At 60.8% G+C, this 25,549-nt stretch carries 20 protein-coding genes; 14 read left to right on the top strand and 6 right to left on the bottom strand.

From position 1 onward, the window contains the following. Positions 1-69 precede the first annotated feature (69 nt). The 5 genes from ABEB25_RS21365 to ABEB25_RS21385 all read left to right on the top strand — a co-directional run bounded on the left by ABEB25_RS21365 (position 70) and on the right by ABEB25_RS21385 (position 6,189). Positions 70-2,097: an FAD-dependent oxidoreductase gene (locus tag ABEB25_RS21365; protein ID WP_345738478.1), complete on the top strand. Its 2,028-nt coding sequence runs from the start codon at positions 70-72 to the stop codon at positions 2,095-2,097. 101 nt (positions 2,098-2,198) lie between these two features. Next, positions 2,199-3,629 carry a hypothetical protein gene (locus ABEB25_RS21370; RefSeq protein WP_345738479.1) on the top strand — a complete coding sequence of 477 codons (1,431 nt, stop codon included), beginning with the start codon at positions 2,199-2,201 and terminating at the stop codon, positions 3,627-3,629. Between the two features lie 88 nt (positions 3,630-3,717). Further along, positions 3,718-4,527: an HpcH/HpaI aldolase family protein gene (locus ABEB25_RS21375; protein ID WP_345738480.1), complete on the top strand. Its 810-nt coding sequence runs from the start codon at positions 3,718-3,720 to the stop codon at positions 4,525-4,527. A gap of 5 nt (positions 4,528-4,532) precedes the next feature. Beyond that, entirely contained in the window at positions 4,533-5,306 is a 774-nt protein-coding gene (locus tag ABEB25_RS21380; protein WP_345738481.1) for an SDR family oxidoreductase, read from the top strand. 49 nt (positions 5,307-5,355) lie between these two features. Then, the gene (locus ABEB25_RS21385) at positions 5,356-6,189 is read left to right on the top strand and encodes an alpha/beta hydrolase (RefSeq protein WP_345738482.1); all 834 of its coding nucleotides are present in this window, start codon (positions 5,356-5,358) and stop codon (positions 6,187-6,189) included. A gap of 39 nt (positions 6,190-6,228) precedes the next feature. Here ABEB25_RS21385 and ABEB25_RS21390 read toward each other — a convergent pair whose 3' ends face one another. Both ABEB25_RS21390 and ABEB25_RS21395 read right to left on the bottom strand, forming a co-directional pair. Then, positions 6,229-6,627 carry a RidA family protein gene (locus tag ABEB25_RS21390; protein ID WP_345738483.1) on the bottom strand — a complete coding sequence of 133 codons (399 nt, stop codon included), beginning with the start codon at positions 6,625-6,627 and terminating at the stop codon, positions 6,229-6,231. A 137-nt stretch (positions 6,628-6,764) separates the two neighbouring features. Continuing rightward, complete coding sequence (locus tag ABEB25_RS21395; protein WP_345738484.1) at positions 6,765-7,742, bottom strand: magnesium transporter CorA family protein; 978 nt, start codon at positions 7,740-7,742, stop codon at positions 6,765-6,767. 164 nt (positions 7,743-7,906) lie between these two features. Here ABEB25_RS21395 and ABEB25_RS21400 point away from each other — a divergent pair, with 164 nt between their 5' ends. Further along, entirely contained in the window at positions 7,907-9,022 is a 1,116-nt protein-coding gene (locus ABEB25_RS21400) for a D-TA family PLP-dependent enzyme (RefSeq protein ID WP_345738485.1), read from the top strand. An 8-nt stretch (positions 9,023-9,030) separates the two neighbouring features. On the opposite strand, the gene ABEB25_RS21405 is transcribed toward ABEB25_RS21400, so the two are convergent. From ABEB25_RS21405 to ABEB25_RS21415, 3 genes are read right to left on the bottom strand one after another with little or no spacing between them, the layout of a single operon-like run. Then, a complete protein-coding gene (locus ABEB25_RS21405) occupies positions 9,031-12,327 on the bottom strand; it encodes a DUF1592 domain-containing protein (protein WP_345738486.1) in 3,297 nt (1,098 codons plus the stop codon). Between the two features lie 47 nt (positions 12,328-12,374). Then, a complete protein-coding gene (locus tag ABEB25_RS21410) occupies positions 12,375-13,052 on the bottom strand; it encodes a hypothetical protein (protein ID WP_345738487.1) in 678 nt (225 codons plus the stop codon). A gap of 19 nt (positions 13,053-13,071) precedes the next feature. Continuing rightward, positions 13,072-13,872, bottom strand: coding sequence for a 3-keto-disaccharide hydrolase (locus tag ABEB25_RS21415; RefSeq protein ID WP_345738488.1), 801 nt, complete (start codon positions 13,870-13,872; stop codon positions 13,072-13,074). A 140-nt stretch (positions 13,873-14,012) separates the two neighbouring features. On the opposite strand from ABEB25_RS21415, the gene araD reads away from it, so the two are divergent. The 5 genes from araD to ABEB25_RS21440 all read left to right on the top strand — a co-directional run bounded on the left by araD (position 14,013) and on the right by ABEB25_RS21440 (position 21,154). Then, positions 14,013-15,746 (top strand): L-arabinonate dehydratase, encoded by a 1,734-nt coding sequence (araD, locus tag ABEB25_RS21420; RefSeq protein ID WP_345738534.1) that lies wholly within the window; start codon positions 14,013-14,015, stop codon positions 15,744-15,746. An 83-nt stretch (positions 15,747-15,829) separates the two neighbouring features. Beyond that, positions 15,830-17,341, top strand: coding sequence for a hypothetical protein (locus tag ABEB25_RS21425; RefSeq protein WP_345738489.1), 1,512 nt, complete (start codon positions 15,830-15,832; stop codon positions 17,339-17,341). After that, positions 17,338-17,613: an acylphosphatase gene (locus ABEB25_RS21430; RefSeq protein WP_345738490.1), complete on the top strand. Its 276-nt coding sequence runs from the start codon at positions 17,338-17,340 to the stop codon at positions 17,611-17,613. Before ABEB25_RS21425 ends, ABEB25_RS21430 begins: the two co-directional genes overlap by 4 nt. A gap of 100 nt (positions 17,614-17,713) precedes the next feature. Then, the gene (locus ABEB25_RS21435) at positions 17,714-18,280 is read left to right on the top strand and encodes a hypothetical protein (RefSeq protein WP_345738491.1); all 567 of its coding nucleotides are present in this window, start codon (positions 17,714-17,716) and stop codon (positions 18,278-18,280) included. Between the two features lie 15 nt (positions 18,281-18,295). Next, positions 18,296-21,154 carry a hypothetical protein gene (locus ABEB25_RS21440; RefSeq protein ID WP_345738492.1) on the top strand — a complete coding sequence of 953 codons (2,859 nt, stop codon included), beginning with the start codon at positions 18,296-18,298 and terminating at the stop codon, positions 21,152-21,154. Between the two features lie 21 nt (positions 21,155-21,175). Here the strand turns inward: ABEB25_RS21440 and ABEB25_RS21445 are convergent, their stop codons facing one another. Then, positions 21,176-22,186, bottom strand: a complete 1,011-nt coding sequence (locus tag ABEB25_RS21445; protein WP_345738493.1) for an MBL fold metallo-hydrolase — start codon at positions 22,184-22,186, stop codon at positions 21,176-21,178. 260 nt (positions 22,187-22,446) lie between these two features. Here ABEB25_RS21445 and dnaK point away from each other — a divergent pair, with 260 nt between their 5' ends. The 3 genes from dnaK (at position 22,447) to ABEB25_RS21460 (ending at position 25,547) form a co-directional block, all read left to right on the top strand. Next, the gene (dnaK, locus tag ABEB25_RS21450; RefSeq protein ID WP_345738494.1) at positions 22,447-24,399 is read left to right on the top strand and encodes a molecular chaperone DnaK; all 1,953 of its coding nucleotides are present in this window, start codon (positions 22,447-22,449) and stop codon (positions 24,397-24,399) included. Between the two features lie 80 nt (positions 24,400-24,479). Next, positions 24,480-25,109 (top strand): hypothetical protein, encoded by a 630-nt coding sequence (locus ABEB25_RS21455; RefSeq protein WP_345738495.1) that lies wholly within the window; start codon positions 24,480-24,482, stop codon positions 25,107-25,109. 141 nt (positions 25,110-25,250) lie between these two features. Then, positions 25,251-25,547 carry a co-chaperone GroES gene (locus ABEB25_RS21460; protein WP_133795214.1) on the top strand — a complete coding sequence of 99 codons (297 nt, stop codon included), beginning with the start codon at positions 25,251-25,253 and terminating at the stop codon, positions 25,545-25,547. Positions 25,548-25,549: the final 2 nt, after the last annotated feature.

A 25,549-nucleotide genomic window follows, 5' to 3' on the forward strand; every position in this document is an offset into this window, starting at 1 on the left:
GCAGGGATTTAACAAAAGATGGCGCTCACTCACAAGACGCCAGCCGTTTCCTTCGGCTATTCTATCCCCATGCGCACGTTGCTTCTTCCTTTGCTTCTCGTCCTGCCGGTCATCGCGACCGCCAAGACGGACCTCGTCATTTATGGCGGCACACCGGCCGGCCTCAGTGCGGGCATCACCGCCGCCAGGGAAGGGGTCTCCGTGGTCATCATCGAACCCACAAAGTGGATCGGCGGCCTGGTCACAGGCGGTCTCTGCCGCACCGATGTTGGGCGGGAGCAGACCATCGGCGGATTTCCGCGTGAGTTCTTCGGCCGTGCTGCCGCCCTGAATCCCGATACCCCCATGTGGTATGCCGAACCAAAGACCAACCTCGCCGCCTTTCAGGCGATGCTCCAGGAAGCCGGCGTGAAGGTGGTGACCGGGCAGACGCTGAAGTCGGTGAGCAAGGAAGGGGCCCGCATCACTGGCCTAACCACGAATGACGGAACGGTTTATGAGGGACGGATGTTTGTGGATGCAACCTATGAGGGAGACCTCATGGCCGCTGCCAAGGTGAGCTACATCGTGGGTCGTGAAAGCCGGGCCCAGTATGGCGAGGCGCTGGCCGGCTATTACCCCATGCCCATCCGCCCGCGCACGGTCGAGGTCATGGAAAGCGACTGTCCCAACATCGGTGGTACTGGCCCCAGCTACATTCATGGTACGCCGATTGCCATCTCCGGCTTGGACAAGGCGGGCAAGCCCATTTTTGGCGTCTATGAAGCGCCGAAGCTGGAACCTGGCAGCGCGGACAACCGAACGCAGTCCTACAACTTTCGCATCTGCGTCACCCAGCGGCCCGATATCAAGGTGCCGTTCCCCAAACCTGCCACTTATGACCCCGCCAAATACGAGCTGTTGCTGCGTCTCATCCAGGCCTTTCCGGGGGTGCGCTTTGGCCGCCTCTTCCACCTCGGTGCAGTGGCCAATGGCAAGTATGACCTAAATGCCCAGGGCTTTTTCTCCACGGACTATCCCGGGGCTAACACGGCCTATCCGGATGGGGATGCGGCGACCCGAGCCCAGATCTGGCAGGATCATGTGGACTTCATCCAGGGCATGCTCTGGTTCCTCGGCCATGATGAGCGTGTGCCGCAAAGCCTGCGTGACCAGTGCAACTCCTGGGGCCTGTGCAAAGACGAGTTTGCCGACAACCAATGCTGGCCCTATGCCCTCTACGTGCGCGAAGGCCGCCGCATGATTGGCGAATACGTCATGGTGCAGAAGGACCTGCAAAACGACATCTTCAAGGAAGATACGGTGGGCATGGGTTCCTTCGTCATCGACTGCCACATTGTGCAGCGCATCCTGGCAAAAGATGGCACGGTGCGGGATGAAGGCAGCTTTCCGGATGCACCCGCCCTGCCTTATCAGATCGCCTACCGCAGCCTCACGCCAAAGCGGGCGGAGTGTGAAAACCTCCTCGTCCCAGTCTGCCTTTCCGCCAGCCACATCGCCTACTGCTCCCTGCGCATGGAGCCTGTTTACATGGCGCTGGGCCAGGCCAGCGGGCTCGCCGCCGTCATGGCCATCCAAGGCCAGACCTCCGTGCAGGCCATTGACGTAAAAGCTCTACAGGCCAAGCTGCTGGCCCAGAAGGCCGTGTTGGAACTGGCCGAGCTCGCCACCATGGCGCGCTCTTCCAAGCTGCCTGGCACTGTCATGGACGATCAGGATGCCGAGCGTGTGGGCCACTGGCAGGGCAGCACCTATGGCAGCCCAGTGGATGGCTCCAGCCGCCACGATGAGAACCTGGAAAAGGGAGCCAAGAAGGTGGTTTACACGCTCAGCCTGCCGGCCACCGGGCGCTATGAAGTCCGTGTTTCTTATGCCCATGCGCCCAATCGGGCCAGCAATGTGCCCGTGACGATTGATCACGCGGGCGGCAGCAGCACGGTGAAGGTGAACCAGAAGAAAGTGCCGCCGGTGGACAAGCTTTTCATCAGCCTCGGCAGCTTTGAGTTTAGCGCGGTCAAGCCTGCGGTCATCACCATCGGCAACGAGGGAACGGATGGCATTGTCGGCGCGGATGCTGTGCAGTTGCTGAAGCAGTGAGGCCGGGTCAGCGGATTGAAGGGAGGCTTCTGGTCTCGATGTGAGACCAGAAGAAGCGGTTATTTTTTGGCCCGCAAAGGACGTTTGTTTCAGACGCCCTTATGAAACTGCTGCTCACCTCCGCCCTTTTGCTTTCCACGGCACTGCTCTCTGCGGCAGAGCCCGTCAAGCCGCTCGACATCGGTTCCCGCTGGGAGCTGTTTGTGGATTCCCAGCTCATCGCCAGCCGCAGCGGGGTGGCCCTGAAGCTGCATGAGCCCGTGCGCCGGGAAGTGGTGCTGGTGACGGACCAGCCCTGGGAAGGGCCCACTTGCGGCTACTTTTCGGCCATCCAGGATGGCAAGAAGGTGCGTCTTTATTACCGGGGTTCTGCTGGGGGCTCCGATCATTCAGAAGACCAGGTGACCTGCGTGGTGGAAAGCGAGGACGGCATCCACTTCACCCGGCCTAAGCTGGGCCTCATCGAAGCGGGCGGCACCAAGGCCAACAACGTCATCTGGCGTGGAGTGGAGTCGCACAATTTCGCCGCCTTTCTGGATACGAATCCCGCCACCAAACCCGCCGAACGTTACAAAGCCCTCGGCGGCGTTAAGCAGCCTGGAAAGAATTGGATGACGGGTGAAACCCCGGGCGGCCTTTATGCCTTCGCCTCGGCGGATGGCCTGCACTGGAACAAAATGCGGCCGGAGACGGTGATGACCAAAGGGGCCTTTGACTCGCAGAACATCGCCTTTTGGGATGCACCGAAAAATCGCTACACCAGCTACACGCGCATTTTTACCAACAAGATCCGCGACATTCAGAGCAGCCCCTCCACCGACTTTCTCGCCTGGGGGGAGGCCAGCCTGAACCAGTATGCTGCGGAGGTGCCGAGGGAGCATTTTTACACCTCGGCCACCATTCCCTGTCCCACCGCTCCGCACCTCTACCTCGCCTTTCCCAAACGCTACACGCCTGCCCGCAAAAAGGTGGCTGAACACAAGTTCCCTGGCGTTTCAGACACGGTCTTTATGACGAGCCGCGATGGCCTGAACTGGGACCGCAGCTTTCTCGAGGCCTGGCTGCGTCCTGGGCCTGACCCGCTAAACTGGACGGACCGCAACAACATGGTGGCCTCCGGCATCATCGAAACGGGCCCTGGGGAATGGTCCCTCTATGCCAGTGAGCACTATCGTTACCCGGACCACCGCATCCGCCGCCTCAGCCTTCGCAAGCAGGGGTTTGCCTCCGTTCATGCCGATGCACGCGGAGGTGAGTTTGTGACACCCCCGCTGACCTTCAACGGTGAAAAGCTGCTGCTGAACTATGCTACCTCCGGCACTGGCAGCGTGCAGGTGGAGATCCAGGATGCGGAGGGCCAGGCCCTGCCCGGTTTTGCCCTGGCCGACATGCCGGAACTCTATGGAGATGAGTTCGAGGCCGCAGTCGCCTGGAAAAAAGGCCCGGGTGTCAGTAGCCTGATAGGCAAGCCCGTGCGGCTGCGCATCGTCATGAAGGATGCAGATCTTTACGCCCTCCGCTTTGCCCGATAATTCTTCGGTAGTCGGTGGCGTATGCTGCGTTTGTCTTTTTTGACACCCTGCGTGGTCAGCACCGCCGCCTTTTCAGACCCTTTCCCCAATGAAATTACGCCCCTCCCGAATCCTTCGCGAACTTCGCGCCGGCCAGTCCTCGACGGTCCTCAAGCTCAACCTGATTGACCCGCGCATCATCGAACTCGCCGGTCTCGCCGGGGCCTCCGCCGTGTGGCTGTGCAATGAGCATGTGCCCAATGACTGGCTGAACCTGGAGCATCAGATCCGTGCGGCCAAGCTCTATGACATGGACACCATCGTGCGGGTGAACAAGGGCGGTTACAGCGAGTATGTGAAACCCTTCGAGTGCGATGCCACTGGCATCATGGTCCCGCACATCACCAGCGCGGAGGAGGCCCGGCAGGTGGTGGACATGGTGCGCTGCCGCCCGATTGGCAGCAAGGCGCTCGACGGCGGCAACATGGACGGCCTCTTTTGTCAGGTGTCGCTGGCTGAGTATGTGCACCACTGCAATACCGAAAAGTTGGTTATTCTTCAGATCGAATCTCCAGAGGCCCTCGAACAGGTCGAGGAAATCGCCGCTGTGCCCGGTTACGATGCCCTGCTGTTTGGGGCAGGGGACTACAGCCATCGGGTGGGGTTGCTCGGCCAGGCCACGCATCCGGACGTCGTCGCCGCGCGCAAGCGGGTGGCTGCGGCGGCCCTGAAACATGGCAAGCATGTCGCCGTGGCATCCCTCTTTGGCCAAAAGGAAGAGGTCATCGCCGAAGGCACCCGCATCTTCACCCTCGGGGCGGACGTGATCGAACTGGGCAATGCCATGCGTAAAATGGTCACTGATTTCCACGGCGCTGCCGGTCAGGGCACCGCCGATTCCGTTTACGCCAACAAATAACGATCATGCTCCCTTCCTTCTCCCTCAAGGACAAGACCGTCCTGCTCACTGGTGCTGCCGGGCTCTTTGGCCGGGGGCTGGCCGCGGCTCTGGCCGAGGCTGGGGCCACCCTCATCATCGCCTCCCGCAGCGCGGAGAACCTTCAGGCCGTGGCGGCTGCCGAAACGGCCCTGGGTCACCGGGTCCATGCCGAAGCCTTTGATCAAGGGGACGAAGCCTCCATCCTGGATTTGCGCGCTCGCATTGAGGCCCGGTTTGGCCCGCTGCACGGCCTGGTGAACAACTCCGTGCTGCGCCCGATGAAAGGCACCCTCGGCAGTGTGGCACAGTGGGAGGACTCCATGCGGGTGAATGCCACGGGCCTGATGCTGATGCACCGCCACTTTGGCACGGCCATGGCCGAGGCGGGGCGGGGCAGCATCGTCAACATCGGCAGCATCCAGGGCATGATTGGCCCCAGCTATGAGCTCTATGCAGGCACCAGCATGGGCGACCTGCCGCCGGACTACTTCTTCCACAAAGGCGGCATGCTGAATCTTACGCGCTTTTATGCCGCGCTCTATGGGCCGAAAAATGTGCGGGTGAACTGCCTGGCCCCTGGCGGCTTTTTCAACAATCAGCCGGAGCTTTTTGTGCAGCGCTACAGCGAGCACACGATGCTCAACCGCATGGCCGATGACGATGACCTCGGCGGTTCCGTGGTCTTTCTGCTCAGCGAGGCCTCCCGCTACATCACGGGCGTGAATCTGCCGGTGGATGGCGGCTACACCGCAAAGTAGGCCACAAAACTAGCATGGAAGCATGGGGATGGAGCGTTCATGCTCTTCCATGAAATGGATTTTCCTTCCCCTATTGACGCTCAGCCTCTCTGCGGCCGAGCCGCTGACCCTGCCTCTGTGGCCTGAAGGACCGCCGGGAGAGATGAAGGCCCCTTCCGCCGCCACGGCGGAGTTCATTCAGAAACGGGCGGGCAAGAGCACGGTGACGAATGTCACCTCGCCCACGATCACGGTTTACCGACCAGAGAAGCCGAATGGAACGAGTGTCATTGTGGCTCCTGGCGGGGCGTTTGCCTTCCTTTCCGCCGTGCATGAGGGCACGCAGGTCTGCGAATGGCTGAACACCCTGGGTGTCACGGGTATCCTGCTCACCTATCGCACACCGACACGGGATGAAACCGCTCCGCATGAGAAGCCGGTGCAGGACGCGCAAAAGGCCCTGGAGATCATTCGCCAGCATGCCGCCGAGTGGAAGCTGAACCCGAAGCGCGTGGGGCTGCTCGGTTTCAGTGCGGGAGGCAATCTGTTGGCGCATCTGGCCTGTGACCGGGATGCCAATGTGGCTGCCCAACGCCCGGATTTTGGCATCATGATTTATGGCGGCGGTTTCCTGGATCCTGCCGATCCCTTCAAGCTGAATCCTGCGTTCGCCGTCCCGGCCGATGCGCCGCCGATGTTCCTCGCCTGCGCCAGCGATGATGGCAACAATCCCGTCGCCGCCACCCTGCTGTACCTGGAGTACAAAAAGCAGAAACGCTCGGCCGAACTGCACCTCTTTTCCGCTGGCGGACACGGCTTCGGCATGAGGGATAACAAACAGCCTATCAACGCCTGGCCAGCCCGTTGTGCCGAATGGATGGACAGCATGGGCTGGCTGCGATGACTCTCTATGGATTTTTATCCATATCGTTTCTGAGAACCGTTATTCTGGTTCAGATATCTTCACCGCCACGGCCTCGATCTCATAGCGCAGTGAAGGCGGCAGGCAATTCGTGATCGTGGTGCGGGCAGGGAAGGGGGCGCTGAAGTATTCGCGATACAGTTGGTTAAACGTGGCCACATCCTCCGCATCGCGCACGTAGTTGCGGGTCTGCACCACATGGGCCAGATCGCTGCCGGCAGCCTCCAGGACCTTGCGCAGGTTTTCCACGGAGCGGCGGAATTCACCTTCGAAGCTGTCTCCCACGATTTTGCCGGTTTCATCCACGGAAGCCTGGCCTGAAACGAAGATCAGGTCGCCCACGACCACGCTGGGGCTGAAGGGCAGGTGCGAAGTCGGGGTATCAGGATTCTGGGGGTAGGAGACCAGGGGATGGTTCATGGTATCGGGATGGGTTTGCGCCACCAGACTGGACGTGGGGTGACGGCGAGTCACATCGAAAGTCCAATTTCGGCGGCCTGCCTGGTATCCGCCAACCCCGGGCGCTGGTCCCCTGGGTGAACCAGAGCGATGGAAAATCAGAGAAGCTTTTTGCGCCGGAAGAACCAGATGGGCAGCAGGGCGGAAATGACCAACAGGCAGATGACGGCAGGATAGGCCCAGGGCAGCTTTAGCTCCGGCATGTGCTCGAAGTTCATGCCATACAGGCTGGCGATGAGCGTCGGCGGCATGAACAGCACGCTGGCGATGGTGAAGATCTTGATGATCTGGTTCTGCTGGATGTTGATGAGGCCCAGGGTGGACTCCAGCAGGAAGGTCATTTCCTGCTGCTGCTGGTTGGTGTAGTCATCCAGGGACTTCACGTCGCGCATCACGCTGCGGAACTGGGCAGCCAGGTCACTGCGCATCCAGGTCGCGGCATTGTTTAAAAAGAACTGCAGCATGCGGTTCACGCTGACGAGGCTTTCGCGCAGGTTGGCCACCAGGGCGCTGCGGCGGCCCAGGGTGCGGACGACATCGCCCAGGTCTTTTTCCACGGCGGCATTGGCCTTGTTAGGGTCCAGGCTGAAGACCTCCCGTCCGATCTTTTTCAAATCCGACTCCACGGTCTGCAGGGCATCGGCAATGCGGGCCACGATGAGCTCGCACAGGGTCAGGAAAACGGCATCGCTGCTCATCGGGCAGGAACACTGCCTGCGCACCTGCTCCACGATGAGGCGGAAGGCCATGGGATCCGCGTAGCGGACGGTGGTGAGGCAGTCCGGTGCCAGCACGAAGGTGATGGCCGTGGTATCGGGATCCGGGGTGTCCAGCCCCACGGGGATCCAGGCCGTCATGTAGAGGGCACCATGCTCGGAGTACAACCGGCTGGATTCCTCGATCTCCTGCATCTCCTCGCGGGTGGGCAGGCCATGCTCCAGCCAGCTTTCAGCCTCCAGTTCCTCGGCGCGGGAGGGATTCAGGAGATCCAGGTACACGAGGTTGTCCGGGAAGGGACGTACCTTCTCGTCCTGCCAATCGAAGAGCTGACCTTGCTGGGTGATGAGTCGGACCATGAGTGGGGGGACGCAGACAGTAGCGGCAGAGTCGGGGACCGCCAAGGAAAAGGCGCAGAAGATGTCAACTTGTCACGAACGAACCAGAAAGTGGCCTTTCCGGCACCTACGTTCAATGAAAGTTGAAGACTGTCCCTGCTCTCGCGTAGAAAGAAAGACCCTGCATGACCCTCTCTCCCGCCTGGTACCACATCGAAAACGAGGACGAAATCGCGTCTCCCGCCCTGCTTCTTTATCGCGAGCGCATCGAGTATAACCTCCAGCTCATGGTCGAGATCGCCGGCGGGCCGGAGCGCCTGCGGCCGCATGTGAAGACTCACAAGTTGCAGCCGCTGATCCAGCGCCAGGTGAAGCTGGGCATCACCAAGTTCAAGGCCTCCACCATCGCCGAAGCGGAAATGTGCGCCGCCGGGGGCGGGCAGGACGTGCTGCTGGCCATGCCATGCGTGGGGCCGAACGGGCATCGCCTGGCCCTGCTGGCCCAGAAGTTTCCCGAGACCAAGTTTTCCGCCATCGCTGATGACGAGGCCACCATCCGCACCCTGGCTTCCGCCGCGCAGCGGCATTCGGTGATGCTGGGGGTTTACCTGGAACTGGACTGCGGCATGGGCCGCACCGGTATCCTGCCTGGGGAGGCGGCCGCTTTCCTTGTCCATGTCATCAAGGACACTCCCAAGCTGCTGTTCCGGGGCCTGCATGCCTATGATGGTCACATTCACGATGCGGACCTGGAGACCCGCCGCACCCGCTGCGAGGCCGCCTATGCCCCGGTGCTGGAGTTTCGCAAAAGGCTGGAAGGGGAGGGCGTGCCTGTGGCCGAGCTGGTGGCAGGCGGATCCCCCACCTTCGGCATCCATGCGCCGTTGCAGGATCGCACTCTCTCCCCGGGCACCACGGTGCTGTGGGACTTTGGCTACGGGGACAAACACCCGGACCTTCCCTTTCTGCCCGCTGCGGTCCTGCTGGCCCGGGTGATCAGCAAGCCGGGTACGGACCGCCTGACGCTGGACCTGGGACACAAGTCTGTCGCGCCGGAGAATCCGCATCCGCGGGTTCGCTTCGAGGAACTGCCGGAGGCCGAGGTGGTGATGCAGAGCGAGGAGCACCTAGTGCTGCAAACATCCCGCGCGCACGAATTCCAGATCGGCCAGGCCCTGCATGGCATCCCCCGCCATGTCTGCCCCACGGTCTCCATGCATGGCGAGGCGGTGATCATTGAAGGCAGCACGGCCACCCAGCGCTGGCCGATCACCGCCCGGAACCGACGTATCACCATCTGAAGACAGCCTCAGAGCCGCTTGTGCGTGAACTGGCGGCTCTGCACCACGGCTAAGACAGCGGCGGAAAAGTGGCCTTCGTTGGCAGCGAGGTCGGTTTTGATCTTCTGCATCAGCAGCTTGTCCGTGGGCAGCACTTGGCGACCGAGGGCAAAGCCGATGAGCTTGCGCGAGAAGTGGTGGGTGAGCTGGTCGTCCTGGGTTTTCAGATACTCGCGCAGACCTTCAAAGCCGACGAACTTGGCTCCGCCCTTGACCTGGCCGGAGGTGTCCAGCGGCAGGCCACTTTCGTCCTTCTCACGATAACGCCCGATGGCATCGAAACCTTCCAAAGCGAAGCCGAGAGGATCAATGCGGTCATGGCAGCCGGAGCAGGATTTCGAGGCGCGGTGCTGTTCCAGCATCTCACGCACGGTGGCAGGTTTTTCGCCATGCTCCTTCAGTTCGGGCACATCCGCCGGCGGGGGGGGCACGGGGGTGCCCAACACGGCCTGCAGCAGCCAGTTTCCACGCAGCACCGGGCTGGTGCGGTGGCTGCGGGAGGTCTTGGTAAGCAGGCTGCCCTGGCCTAACAAACCGCCGCGGTGCTGGGCCTTGACGTTGACCTTCTTAAACTCTTCGCCTGTGACATCCGGCACGCCGTAGTGTTTGGCGAGGCGTTCATTGAGGAAGGTATAATCGGCCCCGATGATCTCCTGCACAGGCCGGTCTTCACGGATGAGATTGGTGAAAAACAGGGTGGTTTCGCGGTCGAGGTCGCGACGCAGTTCGGGGGTGAACTGAGGGAACTTTTTGTCATCCACGGCCGCGTGTTTGTCGAAGCCTTTGAACTCCAGCCACTGCCCGGCAAATTCCTTGGCCATGGCTTCAGCTTTCGGGTCCTTGAGCATGCGCTTTACCTGAGCGGCAAGCACTTCAGGCTTCAGCAAGCTGCCATCCGTGGCGGCTTTGCGCAGTTGCCAGTCGGGCTGAGACGACCAGAGGAAGTAGCTGAGGCGGGAGGCGAGCTCCCAGGCATTGAGAGTGACTTCGGTCGGTGCAGGAGCGGCAGGAGCGGATGTGCTTTGAGGAACGCTGGTGGACTGTAGTTCGACGGTGCGGGCAGGAGTGCCCACGCTCCCTTCGGGAGCCTTATTCGGAGATGCTTTGGTGACAGTAGGCGTTTTGGGCAGCTCGTTTTTGCGAGCAGGAGTGCCCGCATCACTTTCCGTCCCGGCCACGGTGCCGACTTCGGTTTTATATAGGAAGTTAGGCGAAACCAAGATGAGGGTAACGACTTCGCGCGCGGCGGATTCGCGATCCAGATCTTTGGTTAGGCCGTCCTGGTAGAGCTTCGAAATCTGGGTGCGCTCTGCCTGGGTTGTAGGGCGTCTCCAGGCCTGGCTGGCGAAACGATGCAGGTGCTGGCGCATGAGCTCGTCATACTGGACCTGCTGTTCTTTTTTCAGGGTATCACGGGCTAGGAAGCTCCAGTCGAGGCGCATCTGTTCCAGGCGTTTTTTCTCCACTTCGGGGATGATGGACTTGAGCTGCTCATCGCTGAAGTAATAGACGCCGGGGCCTGGTTTGTCGCTGTAGAGGTTGCGGGCCACCTCCTCCAGGCGCCGCTCGATCATGTCTGGAAACACGGTTTTCATGCGGCCAAAGTCGGCCATGGTTTGGCGATGGGCGTCGGTGTTGCGTTTCCACACGGTCAACACGCCGGGAATGATTTCCTTGGTGTTAGGCGGTGTGCCGACAACGAGATCCCACTGCACGGTGGAGAGGTCCACCTCCGGGCTGCGCATGTCCAGACGGCCCGAGCCAAAAACTTCGGTGGTGCCCTCTGGGAGCGGCAGGGTGATGACCAGCGGAGCCTTGGCCGCGAGGACATTTTCGCCGATGCCGTTTTTACCCAGAGGGTCTTTGCCAAAATGGGACAGAGCTTTTTCAGCCGTGGCGATTCGCTGTTTCAGTTGCTCCACCGTCAGCTCCTTGACGGTGGCTTTGCCCGCTTCAATGTCCTGCACCTGTTTGCGGAAAGAATTCCGCTCCTGGCGCATGTAGGCCGCGTATTCGTGGTTCTTGCCCTGACGTCGAATGCTGAGGCCCGTGAAGGTCACATAGTCGCCTCCATTGCCATCGCCCGTATCACCCAGCACGACGTGAAATTCCTTCTGCCCTTTGACCTGCACACGGCTGCCCCCGTAGGTGCGAAGGCCGTCCGCATCCTGCTGGCGGCGCTGCACCCCGGTGCCGGGTTTATCGGGATTTTGGGGGTTGTTCCAGGAGCGACGCTGATCCTGAATGGCCTGCAAAGAGGCGAGCACGGGGGCGGGTACTTCCTTCGGTTTGGCCGCATCTGGCGGGGGTAGATTGCGCCACGGTAGCTTCGTGAGGTCGAGGAAACGGGACTGGATTTTGGTGTCGTTCAGCATCGTCCACCAGTTGTTTAGGAAAGGGACAGAGAGCTTCGCGTCTTGGGCCAGTTGCTCCAGCGAGGCGGCTCCGGTGAGGTCCTTGTGTTTCCATTTCCAGCAGGCCAGCATGTAGTCGGCCTCGCGCAGTTCACGATCATAAGTGGGCAGATGCGGGCCAGACATCTTTTGATACCAGACGTAGAGCGCCTGCTGGGCCTGCCCCTTGACCTGGGCATTGCCCCGCATGCCCACCCGCTGCGGGTGAAAGGTGACCCCCGTGCCCGGCAGGATGGTGGCGTGATCCGCGAGCTTGCGCGCTGCTGCTAGATACTTGTCGAGCTGGGCCGGATTAACAAAAAGCGTGTCACCCGTGTTCGCGAAACCTTCGCCCCCGCCGCCATCGGGCTGGAATTCTTTGGCGAGGCCGTAGTTCACACCCGTGAGATCCCGGATCGTGTAGTCATACTCGGCATTCGTCAGGCGGCGGAGCGTCACGGCCCCGGGATCTCCTGCATTCGCAGTGGCCACGGCATCCATGGCCCCGGTAGCCCAGGCCAGGAGCTGTTTCTTCTCCTCGGCGGAAAGTTGAGTCTCATCTTCCGGCGGCATTTCTCCTTTAGCCACGACGTCCTTCACCTTTTCCCAAAGCGCGTATTCCTTCTCCACGGAAGGCTCCTTTTCCAGGCGCTCCAGGTCCACTCCTCCTTTGGTTTTTTTGCCATTGTGGCAGTCGTAGCAAGTCTCTGCCAGCATCGGCTGCACAGATTTCCACTCCGGAGCCGCGTGAAGCGACGCCGCGAGAGACGTGAAGATGAAAAGGCGAACGGAAGGGGTCATCCGGTGAAGCATGGGCAGGGCCAGAGTTTGGGGGGTAAAAAGGATACGCCACAGAGAGCGTACTTTTGCCATTGATGCCTGAGGATTTGTGAATTGGGGGTGGGAGTCCTCCATCTCACTTACTTCGCCCGCCAGATCTTCACGTCATCGAACAGCACTCCAGGACCATTGACGGTGAAGTGAAAACTGCTTTTGGTTTCGTGCGCAATGCCGGAGGATTTTAAATAGGCGATGGGGCTGTCATTGAGGCTGACACGGAGTTCGTCGCCTTTGATCTCAAGGGTGGCGGTGTACCAGGTCTTTTGTTCGAGGCTGATCTTGCCGGCGGCATTGCGGCCTTCCAGCAGCTTTTCCGCCTCGGCTTTGCGGGCGGGGTCCTTGCGCATGGCGTAGATGTCGTTTCGCATCACGCCTTCTTTATCATCTCCCAGACGAAGCTGCTTTGGCGTAAAGGCCACGCGGATGATGTGGCCCGCGTGGGAACCTTTGAACTTCTGATCGTCAAACACTGCATTGAATCCGGTGGAGCCGACGAGCTGAAATCTGAACTCAACGATGACATCCTTCATCGGCGCGTAAAAGCGGCCGACGGCTCCATGATCGGCCCGGGTCTGCAAGCCTTTGAGCATGCCACCTTCGACCGTAAAAGTGGGAATGAGCGACTTCCAAGGCGCGAGATTGGTCCGCTCAAAATCATCCGCCAGGATGGACACGCCTTTTTGGGCCAGCGGAGCCGAAGGAACCTCGGCGGAGGCAAGCCATGGCAGGGCGAGGCAGAGAAAGGGAAGGAGTTTCATGGGACTGGTAAACGTGGACTTACTTCTTAGCAGGCGCTGCCGGGCCGGTGCCCTGGGGATTTTTGGTGCCGGGGCGCTCGATCTTTTTTGCGCCTGCGGGCAGGGTGGTGGGATCGAAGGGGAGGACAGGGGCCTGTTCAAGCACCTTCAGCCGCAGGTCTTTGATCTGGACGGTGTTGGCATTGCCACGATGAAGCTGGATGGCCAGCAGGCCCTCCAAGGCACGGCCTTTGGCATCGTGGTCAATCAGTTCCGAAGTGGTCTTGCCATTGACCTGATGGATGAGGTGATTGCCACGGGCAATGATGGTGTAGTCGTTCCACTGAGCGACATCCACTTTCACGGGTTCATGCTCGGCTATGAGCCAGCGCGCGCCTTCAGGATCGAGCAGCACGTTTTTGCCATTGAGGCCGAAGATGCCACGACCCTTTTCTTCATAGGTCATGCCGGTGTGTTCGAGGGCCGGGTGGACGTCGAGTTGATAACCCGTGATGCCCCAGGCACCAGCCTCTGGCAGCGGGCGACTGCGATACTGGATGCCGGAGTTGTTGTCGCCAATCACGCGCACCGTGGCCTTCAATTCAAAGTCCTTCACCTGCCCTCCGCGCCAGATAAGGAAGGTATTGTTCACCGGGCTGTCCGGGCCCGTGCAGATGCCCGTGATGAGACCTTCCTCCACCTTCCAGAGCTTTGGGTCACCGTCCCAGCCGCTGAGGTCCTTGCCATTGAAGAGCGGGACAAAACCCTCCGCGTCTTTGTCCTGAGCGAAGCCAGGATTGATGAGGGCGAGGGAAAGGAGGCCAAGGAGGAAGGGTTTCATGGAAAGGGTGGGAGTGAACGTGATGAATGACCTGATCTTTTGCGAGAGACGAGAATGGAAAACAGAAAAGAAAGTGCGGCTTCCTGCGCTGAATTCTGGCATTTTTCGTGGTCCTGCCCATCATCGGCTTTCACACCCACATGACCACCACCCGCAAGACCCCTGAACAACTGCGCTCCTGGCGCTGGTACGGCCGCGATGAACTTCGTTCCTTTGGACATCGCTCGCGGGCGAAGCAGTCGGGCTGGGGCGCGGAAGACTATGTGGGCAAGCCGATCATCGGCATCCTCAACACGTGGTCGGAACAAAACTCCTGCCACATGCACCTGAAGCTGACGGCGGATGGCGTGCGCCGGGGCATTCTGCAGGCGGGCGGGCACCCGATGGAGATCCCTGTGCTGTCCGCAGGTGAAATGCTGACGAAGCCGACGGCGATGTTTCATCGCAACTTGCTGGCCATGGAGGCCGAGGAAGTGCTGCGTGGCAATCCCCTGGATGGCGCGGTGCTGCTGGGCGGCTGTGACAAGTCCACCCCGGGTCTGCTCATGGGCGCGTTCAGCATGGACATCCCGGTCATCTACATGCCCTGCGGGCCGATGATCAAGGGCAACTGGCGCGGTGAGACCCTGGGTTCCGGCAGCGATGTGTGGAAGTACTGGGATGAAAAACGCGCGGGCAATTTGAGCTGGGAACAGTGGTGCGAGATCGAAGACGGCATCGCCCGCAGCCCAGGCCACTGCATGACGATGGGCACGGCCTCCACCATGACGGCCCTGGCGGAAACTCTGGGCTTGGTGATCCCTGGAGCCTCCTCCGTGCCAGCCGTGGATGCCGCGCATGTGCGCTTGGCCGCAGCCGCTGGCCGACAGATCGTGGAGAATGCCTGGAATGACCTGAAGCCTTCGAAGATCGTCACGGAGCGCTCCTTTGAAAACGCCATCGCCGTGGACATGGCGCTCGGCGGGAGCACAAACGCCATTGTTCACCTGGTAGCCATGGCAGGCCGCCTGGGCATCAAGCTGCCCCTGGAGAAATTTGACGAAATCAGCCGCCGCATCCCCCTGCTGGCGAACATGCGCCCGGCGGGCAAGTACCTGATGGATGAGTTCTACGTGGCAGGTGGCCTGCGCGCTTTGCTGAATGGCATGCGTGATCTCCTGCACACCGATGTCTTGACCATCACCGGCAAGACGCTGGGTGAGAACGTGGAGGGATGCGAAATCTACCAGCCTGACGTCATTCGCACGCCGGGAAATCCGATCCAGCCCGATGGTGGCACCGCCATCTTGCGCGGCAATCTCTGCCCGGATGGAGCAGTGATCAAACACGCCGCTGCAACTCCCGAACTCTGCCAGCACACTGGCCCGGCGCTGGTTTTTGACAGCTACCCGGACATGAAGGCCCAGATTGACAACCTGGACCTGGATGTGACCAAGGACACCGTGCTCATCCTGCGCAATGCAGGCCCTGTGGGTGCCCCAGGCATGCCGGAGTGGGGACAGTTGCCTATCCCGAAGAAGCTCATCCTTCAGGGCATCCGCGACATGGTGCGCCTGTCCGACTGTCGCATGAGCGGGACGAGCTACGGTGCCTGCGCCCTACACATCGCCCCGGAAAGCGCCGTGGGCGGACCGCTGGCCCTGGTGAAAAATGGCGACCTCATCGAGCTGGATGTGCCTAACCGGAAGTTGCACCTGCATGTGAGTGATGAGGAGCTGGCCAAACGCAAGGCCGAGTGGAAACCTGCACCTCCACGCTATCATCGTGGGTTTGCCAAGCTGTTTGTGGATCACGTCACGCAGGCCAATGAAGGGGCGGATTTCGATTTCCTTCAGCATCATCCCGAGGGCGTGCCCGAGCCGGAGATTTATTGAGCCGCCGCAGCGTCTTGCATCACCACAGCCAAGATTTTCGTTAATCCGGTTTTCAGAAGGCTGCGCATGCCTATCCTTGTCTTATGCTGAAAGCCTCCCCCGCTGCTCTCCTGCTAGTCCTCATTGGTGTGGGGGCAGGCGTCAGTGTGTTCCTTTCGCAGAAGCCCGCGCCTAAACCGGTGCCCGTCGCTGCGTCCCCTCGCAAGGACCCGCTGGAATTGCCGAAGGCCCAGCCAACTGAGCCTCCGGCTGAGCAGGAAGATCTGCGCGCGCAGATCAAGCTGCTCGAAGGGCAGGTGGAGTACCTCCAGGGACAGGTCGGCACACTTCAGGAGGAAAACACGCAGCTCCTGCAAAAACTGGGCACTCTGGGCATGAAGGGCGCGCCCAAGATGGAGCCCGTGATGGTGGATGAAGACCCGCCGGACTATGTGGGCATGGGGATTGAGCTGATGAAGTTTCGCAAGCTTCAGGCCCTGCCCATCCCGACGACAGGCGTTTCCCAAGCCGAGGTGGAGCGAGCCATCCTAGCCTGGCTGCGCCAGCAGCAGCCAGACGATGAGGGACCGCGTTTCGGCCTGGCCCTCACAGCCCTGGGCTGGATTGAAAAACCGGTGGACCCGCTGCCGCTGCGCGCCGCCCTCTGGGCCCGGCAACTCGGCGGCTGGTATGATGAAGAAAGTGGCACGCTGCTGGTGACGGAGGAAAGCCCCATCCCAGGCAAGCCAGCACCAGACCGCCCCATGGCGCTCGCCTTTGGGCAGCTCCTGAGGCAATACGGCAAAACCCTGTTCCCCAAAGATCGCACCGAGCCCTTGACCACGGATGAGCGGCTGGCGCGTGAATCCCTGCTGGCGGGCGATGCCGGGTTGACACGCTTTTTGTTCAGCCTGCAGAACCCTGAAGCCGCACCGAAAAGCGATCTGCCAGCGGAAGATCCAGACCATCCTCTCAACGAAGTGGCGATGCCGGTTTTCCTCAAAGAGCTGGCGCTTTTCCCTTTCCGCCCAGGCTTCGAATTCGCCCAGACGCTGCACAGCGCCGGGGAGTTTGGCCAGTTGAATGCCGCCTACTCCCGCCCGCCCCGCGACTGTGCAGAGATCATCGAGGTGGAGCGCTACTTGGACAATTCTGGGCTGCCTCCCTCACGGCCGCAGTTTGCCAGCACCCGGGTAGGGGACAGCGAGCCCTACTGGGACGATAGCCTGGGCCGTTTTGCCGTCTTCAATGCGCTGCGCACTTACAACAGTGATGAAGATTCTGGGCAGGCCGCGCGCGGTTGGCAGTCGGATCGTTTGTTAGCCTATGCCGCACCTGATCATCCCCGCGACCATGCTGCCTGGCAGACCCAGTGGCTGACCCCGCCCCAGGCGGAGGCCTTTTTTAAGGCCATGCGCAATTGCCTGCTCCAGCGTTATGATGCGGAGCCCGGGAAAGATACCGCCGATGAAGTCACTCTGACGGTGGGCGGGCGTACGGTTCAACTTCTGCGCAATCGTCAGGGACAAGGCGTCCTGCTGGTGGATGCGGCGACCGCTGAATTCGCCCAGGCCTTGCGCAGCACGCTGGATTCCGTATCAAAGGCGGCCCCATGATTGCCAAGCAAGTCATCTACTCAGGTCGCGTCCAGGGCGTCGGCTTCCGTTATTCCACCAAGCAGATTGCGTCCGGTTATGAAGTGACGGGCTCGGTGAAAAACCTGCCCGATGGCCGGGTGCAGTTGCAGGCCATGTCGCATGATGGGGAGGAGCTGGAGGGCTTTCTCGCGGCGATTGACGAGAGCAATCTCGGTTCGCTGATCAAGGAGCGTGAGGTTTCTGTGATCCCGGCGATGCCAGGACAGCGGGGATTTAGCATTGAGCGCTGAAGCGGCAAGAAAGACACGGCCGGGTGGAAAGACCTGCTTTTGACCCGTCCGATTCCGCGCTTGCTCTCGGGCGGGGTTCTGATGCATCATTCGTGTCCCTGTGAAATTTCTTTTCCATCTTCTGCTGCTCATCGGCCTCAGCGCCCTGTCGGGTGCCGCCTGGGTGGCCCACCGACCTGCGGCCATCGCCCCGGTGGAGCCTGCCAAGCCGGGCGCACGCCAGCGGGAGTTGGTGGATGATCTGAAGCAGGCGGCCATCAAACGGTCTGCCATGTTTGAAGTGAGCGAGGCGGAATTGAACCGGCACCTGGCCAAAGCCCTGACGGGCACCCTGCAAGCCCCGGCTGGCGAGTGGGCGAGCTTTGAGCGCGTAGCGGTGGAGCTGGAACCGGATCTCGCCCATGCCACCCTCGTCTGGAAGGTGCGTGACCATCGCAGCACAGCCACGGTGGACTTTCGCATCGCCCGCCAGGAAAAAGCTTTCCGTGTGGAGGTGGTGGGTGGCCGGTATGGCCACCTCGACGTGCCACATGGTCTTTTGCGTCCTTTGACTCCAGCTTTGGAGAAACTGGCCATCACTCTCCAGGAGGAGATTGAGGCCTTGTTCCAGATGAATCAGATCCAGCTCGCCCAGGACAAGCTCGTGCTCGACCCCCGTTTCCCGTAACCCCCCTTTGCTCGCATGTCTCGCGTCGCTGTTTTTGCCTCCTTTTTCACGTCTCTGCTGTTCATCGGCCTGGGCCAGCCGCTGCCTGCGCAGGAAGCTACCGCTCCAGCAACGTCCGCTCCTGCGGTGGCCCCGCCGCCTGCCCCCGGGAGTGCACCAGTGATCCCAGTGGCCCCGCCAATGCCGGGCCAGCTCCAGGCCTCGCCTGCGATGCCTTCACCCGCCCCTGGGGCGCTGCCACCCGCCATCGGCCAGGAGCCTGAGTCTTCGCCTGCGGCTTCCGCGATGTCTTCCCTGCCGCCGCCGAGTTTCAACTCCGCCCCCAGTGTGCCCCTCACCAAGCCAAAGGCGCGGTCTTCTACCAGTACCAGCGGGCAGTTCATCGTCCACGGTGATGACCTCACGCTCCGCAGCGCGCTTTCCAGCAAGTGCGAGGACATCGCGACCGAGCTGCGCACCTTTCTGCATGACAAGCAGCCCTGGGCGCTGCCTGTCGTCGTTTTGGTGAATTCTGGGGAAGCCGCGCGCAAGGCGGACAAACCCGCCTCCACCGTCATCTCGCAGCTCACCCATGGCGGCTTCCACCTCCAGGTGAACTTGAACATGCGCCCCGACCTTCGTCCTGCGGATCTGCGCAAAGAAATCATCCGTGCCCTTTTGGCGGAACGCATCCTGCGGGATCACAAGGAGATCGTCACCCAGCGCAAGCTGCTGCTGCCCGACTGGCTTTTTCTGGGCATCATCGAGGCCCTGGAGTACCGCCAGCGTGCGCGGCCCAGCGCCCTGTTCGCCGCCATTTTCAAGAGCGGCAAAATCTTTGGCATCGAGGAAATCATCGAAGCCTCCGCCTCAGACATTGACGACGCCCTTTCCAAAACCATCTACCAGACCTCCTGCTGCGCCCTCGTCCTGGCCTTGCTGGACCAGCCCGACAGCGGCCTGCGCGTGGGCAAATTCCTCAACGCCCTGGCCAGTGACCCTCGGAGTGAGCGGGAACTGCTGAACCAATGGTTCCCCAATTTTGCCAGCACCGAGGCCAGCCTGAACAAATGGTGGGCGCTGCAGCTCGCCACCCTGGCCAGTCCGGGCATGTCAGAACCACTGAGCCCGCAGGATACCCTCACGGCCCTCGAAGACGCGATCACCTTCCGTTATGAGGCAAAGCCGAGCGAGATCCCGCAGTCCTCCCGCCGAGTGGTGGCCGCAGTCAAGCTCGCAGCCCCCAAACCTGCCGCATCTGCCCCGGTCGCGGTGAAGACTTCCGAACCTGAAGCGGAACCCGCCGAAGAATCGGTCACCGCGCCCACCGAAGAAGAGAAACAGAAGCGCGGCTTCATCAGCCGGTTGAATCCTTTCTCACGCAGTAAGAGCAGCGATGACGAGATCGCCGCAGCCATCGAAGAAGCCGCCCGGGTCGAGGCCGGTAGTGCCGGGGCCATGCCCGAGGCTCCCCCAACCCCAGCCGAGACCGCCGAATCCACCCCACCAGCCCCCCCTGTCGTGTCAGCACCCGCTCCGGCGGCAGGTGGAAGCCGTCGCAAACCGCTGCTGGACCGCTGGTTTGACGAGGACAAGCCCAAAGCCGAGGCCGACAAGCCTGCTGAACCCAAGATGGAAGAGCCTGCGAAAGAAGAGGCCAAGCCCGAGAAAAAGGCTGAAGCCGCCCCGGCGAAATCCAAACCTGCTGCTCCAGCCCCGGTCAAAAGCGCTCCTCCCGTCCCCGCCCCTTCTGAGGAAAAGCCCCAGTCGGAACCCGAAGCCGAGACGGAGAAAAAACCTTCCACCCTCAATCCGCTGAACTGGTTCCGGGGTGGCAAAAAAGACAAGGAAGCCAAGCCGGAAGAACCCGCTGAGGCCGCCCCAGCACCCGAGAAAGAGACCAAGGACAAAAAAGCCGCTTCCGCCAGCTCGCGCGACCCGTTTGTGGCCCAGATCCTGAGCGGGCGGCCCCTGGTTTCGCTCGTCATGCAGGAAGTGGCAGTGGAGGCCGAGCCTGAGGCCCCCGCCGCTGAGAAAAAGCGCCTTTTCGGATTATTCGGCAAAAAGAAGCCCAAGGATGATCCCGCCGAGCCTGAGGCCCCCAAAAAGCCGGAGGAGCAGCCCAAAGAGGCGCCGAAGGAATCGAAAAAAACGAAGGAAACCCCTCCTCCGGCGGTCACTCCGCCCCAGGATGAACCGGTGAAAAAGGCAGCCGAGGAGGCATCGCCTACAGATGCCCCCATGACTGAGGCAGCGCCGGAAACGCCCAAGGCCAAGCGTCCGCCCGTGCGTCTGCGGCTGTTTGGCTCGGACAAAAAAGAGGAAAAGGCCCCGGAAACAGAGCCTGAAACCCCGGCAGACATGTCTGCCGAGACCCCTCCTCCTGCGGAAGCGAAGCCAGAGCCTAAACCCGCCGTGGCAGCGCGGCCCAAAGCGGCTCCTGCCCCCAAACCGGAGGCTTCCAAAAATGAAACCGCCGTTGCTGCTTCCATTCCGATTGAGGACTACGCCGCCATTTCGAAGCGCAAAGACTTCTCCAAGATCATGGAGCGCAATGTCAATGCCCTGGGCGCTTTGCAAAACCGCGCGTCCATCCTCTTCCGTCCCATTGTGAGCGATTACATGGCCGCCATGGAGGACATCCATGAAGGCAAGACCAAGGGCATGGATGCCCGCCTGCGATCGCTCCGCGCCCGGACGCAGGAAGCCTTGGAGAAAACCGATGCCGTGCGCGACCTTCTGGATCTCCACGAAGCCAATGGTGCGCCTGCCATGTCTGGAGTGTTCACGGATTACTTGAAGCTGCCCGAGACCATTCAAAACGAACTGCCCCAGCGCACCGACCCGATTTCCAAATATCTGGACGCCCTGGACAAAGAGTTTACCAAGGACTGACCGCCGCGAAGAGCCGCATCGTTAGGCGTTTCCAAGTTCCCAGTGGGTGGGGAAACGGGCATTCGGGAAAATCTCGCGGGCTTCAGCCAGCATTTCCAGCCACTCCTCTCGGCCATAACGGTCAGAAAGGTGGAAGAGCACCAGTTCATCCACCTGCGCCCGTTGGGCCAGGGTGGCGGAGAGCACGGTGGTCATGTGAAAGTTTTTCTTCGCTAGGTCGAGGTCGGAATGGCGATACTGCCCTTCGCAGACGATCACCCGGCAGCCCTGCAAGGCTAGGATCAGGCGTTCCATCGCGGCCTCGTCCAGAAGGAAATCTGTGAGGTAGGCAAGGGTGTCCCCAGAGGTTTCGACGATCAGCTTTTCACGCAGATCCTCCAGTGAATGCATGCTGCCTTCGATCTCTACTGTGGTCGCGCTTTCGGATGCTTCCTTCAGGTTTTTCATCCAGGGGCCCGGTCGCAGGCCCAAAGCCGCCAGCCGCGTGAGGTCCACATTCCGCCGGGGTTTCTCTCGGATGATGTAGGCCAGGGTCGGTGTGCGATGCTCCATCGTCACGGCTTCCACCGTCACCCCCACCCCTTCCCAGATCACTCGCTGGCGTGGCCGGGGTGCCTCCTCATGGCGGGTGGCAAAGGCTTCCGGGAGCTCAAAACGGGCGCTTTGGATCTCTTCGGGGTGGACCTCGCAGACGCGCCAGCTTCCTGTCATCTCCTCCTGCAGGTTCCATAGAACCCCCTGAAATCGATGCTGCAGGATGCGTGCGGTATCAGGTGGGCCCCACAGTTGGTTAGGCTTGGAAGTACGGTTGAAAGTGGCCCTAAAAAAGGAATCAAAGCCCGCAATGTGATCCATGTGCAGGTGCGAAAAAAAGACTTGATCCAGGGAGAGGATCTCCCCAAACGGCAGTGAGGACAGGCAGCCTTCACCACAGTCGAACAGCAACCGTTCCACCGACTGGCCACTGTCCACTTGCACAAACATCGCATTGTCTCCGTCGGCGGTTCCCAGAACTTGAAAGGTGATGCTCATCCTGGATTTTAGAGGCTTCGGAAGAGTCCGCATGGAAAAGTCATGATCGAAAGTGCCATAAGGACTGCCCAAAGTGCCAAGTGACAAGCCAACTGTGCCAAATATGGCACTTTTGACGAGCCCAATGAGAGGCTCATTTTTTTGGGTTTAAGTTTTAATGCGTTCATTATCAATGGATTAATCTTTGGTGAATCGTCCTGGCACACTGCGTGCCATATAAGAAGCACCAAAAGTAACGTCCAATTTCCCCAACCCAAAATATGAGCAAAATCCTCGGCATTGACCTCGGCACCACCAACTCCTGCATGGCCGTCCTCGACGGCGGCAAGGCCACGGTGCTCGAAAATTCTGAAGGCGCACGTACCACGCCTTCCGTCGTCGCTTTCACCAAGAGCGGCGAACGTGTCGTCGGTCAGGCTGCCAAGCGCCAGGCTGTGACGAACCCGCGCAACACCGTTTTCTCCGTGAAGCGCCTGATGGGCCGTAAGTTCGTTGAACTCACTGAGGCCGACAAGCGTATGCCTTACAAGATCGTGGCCGCCGCCAATGGCGATGCCCACGTGCAGGTGGAAGTCGGTGGCGAAACCAAAACCTACTCCCCCCAGGAAGTCAGCGCCATGATCCTGGCCAAGCTGAAGGCCGATGCCGAAGCCAAGCTGGGCGAAGCCATCACGGAAGCCGTGATCACCGTCCCTGCTTACTTCAACGACAGCCAGCGTAACGCCACCAAGGCCGCAGGCGAAATCGCTGGCCTGAACGTCCGCCGCATCATCAACGAGCCGACCGCTGCCGCCCTCGCTTACGGCCTGGACAGCAAGTCCGACGAAAAAGTCGCCGTGTATGACCTTGGCGGCGGTACCTTCGACATCTCCGTGCTGGAAATCGGCGACGGCGTTTTCGAAGTGCTGGCCACCGATGGCGACACCCACCTGGGTGGTGATGACTGGGACAACACCCTGATCACCTGGATCGTCAACGAATTCAAAACCGACAGCGGCATTGACCTCAGCGGCCAGCCTGACGCACTTCAGCGCATCAAGGAAGAAGCTGAGAAGGCCAAAATCGCCCTCAGCTCCAGCCAGAGCTACGACTTGAACCTGCCCTTCATCACTGCCGACGCCACCGGGCCGAAGCACATCATGAAGACCCTCACCCGCGCCAAGATGGAGCAGCTCACGGACAGCCTGTTTGAGCGCACCATCAAGCCGGTGCGCGAGTGCCTCGCTGCTGCCAAGCTGGACGCCAGCAAGATCGACGAACTCGTCCTTGTGGGCGGGATGACCCGCATGCCGAAAGTGGTGGAAACTGCCAAGAAACTGGCCGGCAAAGACCCTCACCAGGGCGTGAACCCGGACGAAGTGGTGGCCATCGGCGCTGCCATCCAGGGCGGCGTGCTCAAAGGCGACGTCAAGGACGTGCTTCTTCTGGACGTAACCCCGCTGACGCTCTCCATCGAGACCGCAGGCGGCGTGGCCACCCCGATGATCCCGCGTAACACGACTATCCCGAAAAAGCACAGCCAGGTGTTCTCCACCTACGCTGACAACCAGCCCGGTGTGGAAATCGTCATCCTTCAGGGTGAACGCCCGATGTCCCGCGACAACAAGACGCTGGGCACCTTCAAACTGGACGGCATCCCGCCGCTGCCCCGTGGCCAACCCCAGATCGAAGTCACCTTCGACATCGACGCCAACGGCATCCTTCACGTTTCCGCCAAGGAAAAGACCACTGGCAAGGAACAGCGCATCTCCATCCAGGGCAGCTCCGGCCTCAGCCAGGACGAGATCGAAAAAGCCAAGCGCGATGCTGAAGAGCACGCCGAGGAAGATTTGAAGCGCAAGGAAGCCGTCGAAGTGAAGAACAAAGCGGAAGGCCTGACCTTCGAGATCGAGAAGACGCTGAAAGAATGGGAAGGCAAAGTCCCGGCCGAGCAGCTCACCCCGATCACCGACAAGGTGGCCGCGCTGAAGTCCGCCGTCGAAGCTGGTGACACCGACCAGATGAAGGCCCAGACCGAAGAACTCGAAAAACTCTTCGCGGCTGCCTACCAGGCCGCTGCCCAGGCTGGCGCCACCAGTGCCACTGGCGGTATGCCCGACATGGGCGGCATGGCTGGAGCCGCCGACGCAGGGGCTGCCGCCTCCGAACCTAAGTCCCAGGACAAAGGCAAGGTCGTGGACGCCGACTTCGAAGTCGTGGATAAGGACAAGTAAGCGCTATCCAGAACATGCGAAGCGTGATGACATCGCAGCCGCAAGGTTGCCACAGCAGTGACTCCCCAGGAGTGTCGGCCATGCGTCGGCCTTCTCGGGGGGGCTGGGCCGATCTTGCATCGGCACGGGCTGCTGTGGCGGTGATGGCCCTCGCGCTTCTCGTTTCTTGCGGCAAAAAGGAAACTGCCCAGGCTGTGCCTGCACCCGCCCCTAAACCAGCGGTGGTTTCCGATGCCAAGATCGAAGCTGAGCTGACGCAAGCCCTCGCCGAAGATCCCAAGAACACTGCAGCAGAAAAAAACGAGGCACTGGCCGATGAGGCCGAGTCCATCCTGGACAAGCACCCGAATAAACCTGCCGCCGATCTCCTGAATCTGCCGGAAGTGAATGAGAGCCTGAAAGTGGCCCTCACGAAACTCGGTCAAGACAAAGGACTGCAAAACCAGATCAATTCCACCGTGGAGCTGGCCGCCAAGATGAAGGGGCTAGAAGGCACCCCTGGCTCTGTCGGCCTGGATCTGGACACCAAAAACTACAACCGTGACCAGAAGTCCCGCATGCTGCAGGCCGTCCTTTCGAAGGACCCGAAACGCATCGTCAACTTCCTGGTCGAGGAAATCGGCGAGGCCGCCCCGGAACTCAGTTATGGCGGCAAAGATCGCGCCAGCAATGGCATCGCCATCAAAGAAAACCAGCCTCCAGCGAAATAAATCCCGCTCCGCTCCGACTTCCTCTCCCCCCAACAATTTTCCGCCCGGCTGGCCGCCACACATCGCATGCGTGACTGCAAGCCGGGCAGATGAACAAACCAAACCAGAACAAGTAAACCGCTAGCAGAAAATAGACCAACTATGGCTACCGCAATCACCCCGCTTGGACGTCGCGTCCTCCTCAAGCGCTCCATCAGCGAAGAAAAAACCGCCGGTGGGATCTTCCTTCCAGACACCGCCAAAGAAAAGCCGCAGGAAGCTGAAGTGCTCGCCCTTGGCACTGGCAAGGACGACGAAGGCAAAGACGTCAGCACGCTCTTCACGGTGAAGGCTGGCGACAAGGTCCTCATCTCCAAATACGGCGGCACCGAAGTCAAGGTGAACGGCGAAGACCTCCTCATCGTCAACGAAACCGACATTCTGGGCATCATCGCCTAAGT

It is taken from the genome of Prosthecobacter algae (assembly GCF_039542385.1).
In the GTDB taxonomy this organism is placed as follows: Bacteria; Verrucomicrobiota; Verrucomicrobiia; order Verrucomicrobiales; family Verrucomicrobiaceae; genus Prosthecobacter; species Prosthecobacter algae.

Excerpts from the sequence above, each read along its gene's own strand:
- ABEB25_RS21395 (WP_345738484.1), bottom strand. The coding sequence starts at position 7,742 with ATGGTCCGACTCATCACCCAGCAAGGTCAGCTCTTCGATTGGCAGGAC.
- ABEB25_RS21370 (WP_345738479.1), top strand. The coding sequence starts at position 2,199 with ATGAAACTGCTGCTCACCTCCGCCCTTTTGCTTTCCACGGCACTGCTC.
- ABEB25_RS21460 (WP_133795214.1), top strand. The coding sequence starts at position 25,251 with ATGGCTACCGCAATCACCCCGCTTGGACGTCGCGTCCTCCTCAAGCGC.
- ABEB25_RS21380 (WP_345738481.1), top strand. The coding sequence starts at position 4,533 with ATGCTCCCTTCCTTCTCCCTCAAGGACAAGACCGTCCTGCTCACTGGT.
- ABEB25_RS21365 (WP_345738478.1), top strand. The coding sequence starts at position 70 with ATGCGCACGTTGCTTCTTCCTTTGCTTCTCGTCCTGCCGGTCATCGCG.
- ABEB25_RS21385 (WP_345738482.1), top strand. The coding sequence starts at position 5,356 with ATGAAATGGATTTTCCTTCCCCTATTGACGCTCAGCCTCTCTGCGGCC.
- ABEB25_RS21430 (WP_345738490.1), top strand. The coding sequence starts at position 17,338 with ATGATTGCCAAGCAAGTCATCTACTCAGGTCGCGTCCAGGGCGTCGGC.
- araD (WP_345738534.1), top strand. The coding sequence starts at position 14,013 with ATGACCACCACCCGCAAGACCCCTGAACAACTGCGCTCCTGGCGCTGG.
- ABEB25_RS21390 (WP_345738483.1), bottom strand. The coding sequence starts at position 6,627 with ATGAACCATCCCCTGGTCTCCTACCCCCAGAATCCTGATACCCCGACT.
- ABEB25_RS21375 (WP_345738480.1), top strand. The coding sequence starts at position 3,718 with ATGAAATTACGCCCCTCCCGAATCCTTCGCGAACTTCGCGCCGGCCAG.
- ABEB25_RS21405 (WP_345738486.1), bottom strand. The coding sequence starts at position 12,327 with ATGGCAAAAGTACGCTCTCTGTGGCGTATCCTTTTTACCCCCCAAACT.
- ABEB25_RS21445 (WP_345738493.1), bottom strand. The coding sequence starts at position 22,186 with ATGAGCATCACCTTTCAAGTTCTGGGAACCGCCGACGGAGACAATGCG.
- ABEB25_RS21455 (WP_345738495.1), top strand. The coding sequence starts at position 24,480 with ATGCGTCGGCCTTCTCGGGGGGGCTGGGCCGATCTTGCATCGGCACGG.
- dnaK (WP_345738494.1), top strand. The coding sequence starts at position 22,447 with ATGAGCAAAATCCTCGGCATTGACCTCGGCACCACCAACTCCTGCATG.
- ABEB25_RS21425 (WP_345738489.1), top strand. The coding sequence starts at position 15,830 with ATGCTGAAAGCCTCCCCCGCTGCTCTCCTGCTAGTCCTCATTGGTGTG.
- ABEB25_RS21410 (WP_345738487.1), bottom strand. The coding sequence starts at position 13,052 with ATGAAACTCCTTCCCTTTCTCTGCCTCGCCCTGCCATGGCTTGCCTCC.
- ABEB25_RS21415 (WP_345738488.1), bottom strand. The coding sequence starts at position 13,872 with ATGAAACCCTTCCTCCTTGGCCTCCTTTCCCTCGCCCTCATCAATCCT.
- ABEB25_RS21440 (WP_345738492.1), top strand. The coding sequence starts at position 18,296 with ATGTCTCGCGTCGCTGTTTTTGCCTCCTTTTTCACGTCTCTGCTGTTC.
- ABEB25_RS21400 (WP_345738485.1), top strand. The coding sequence starts at position 7,907 with ATGACCCTCTCTCCCGCCTGGTACCACATCGAAAACGAGGACGAAATC.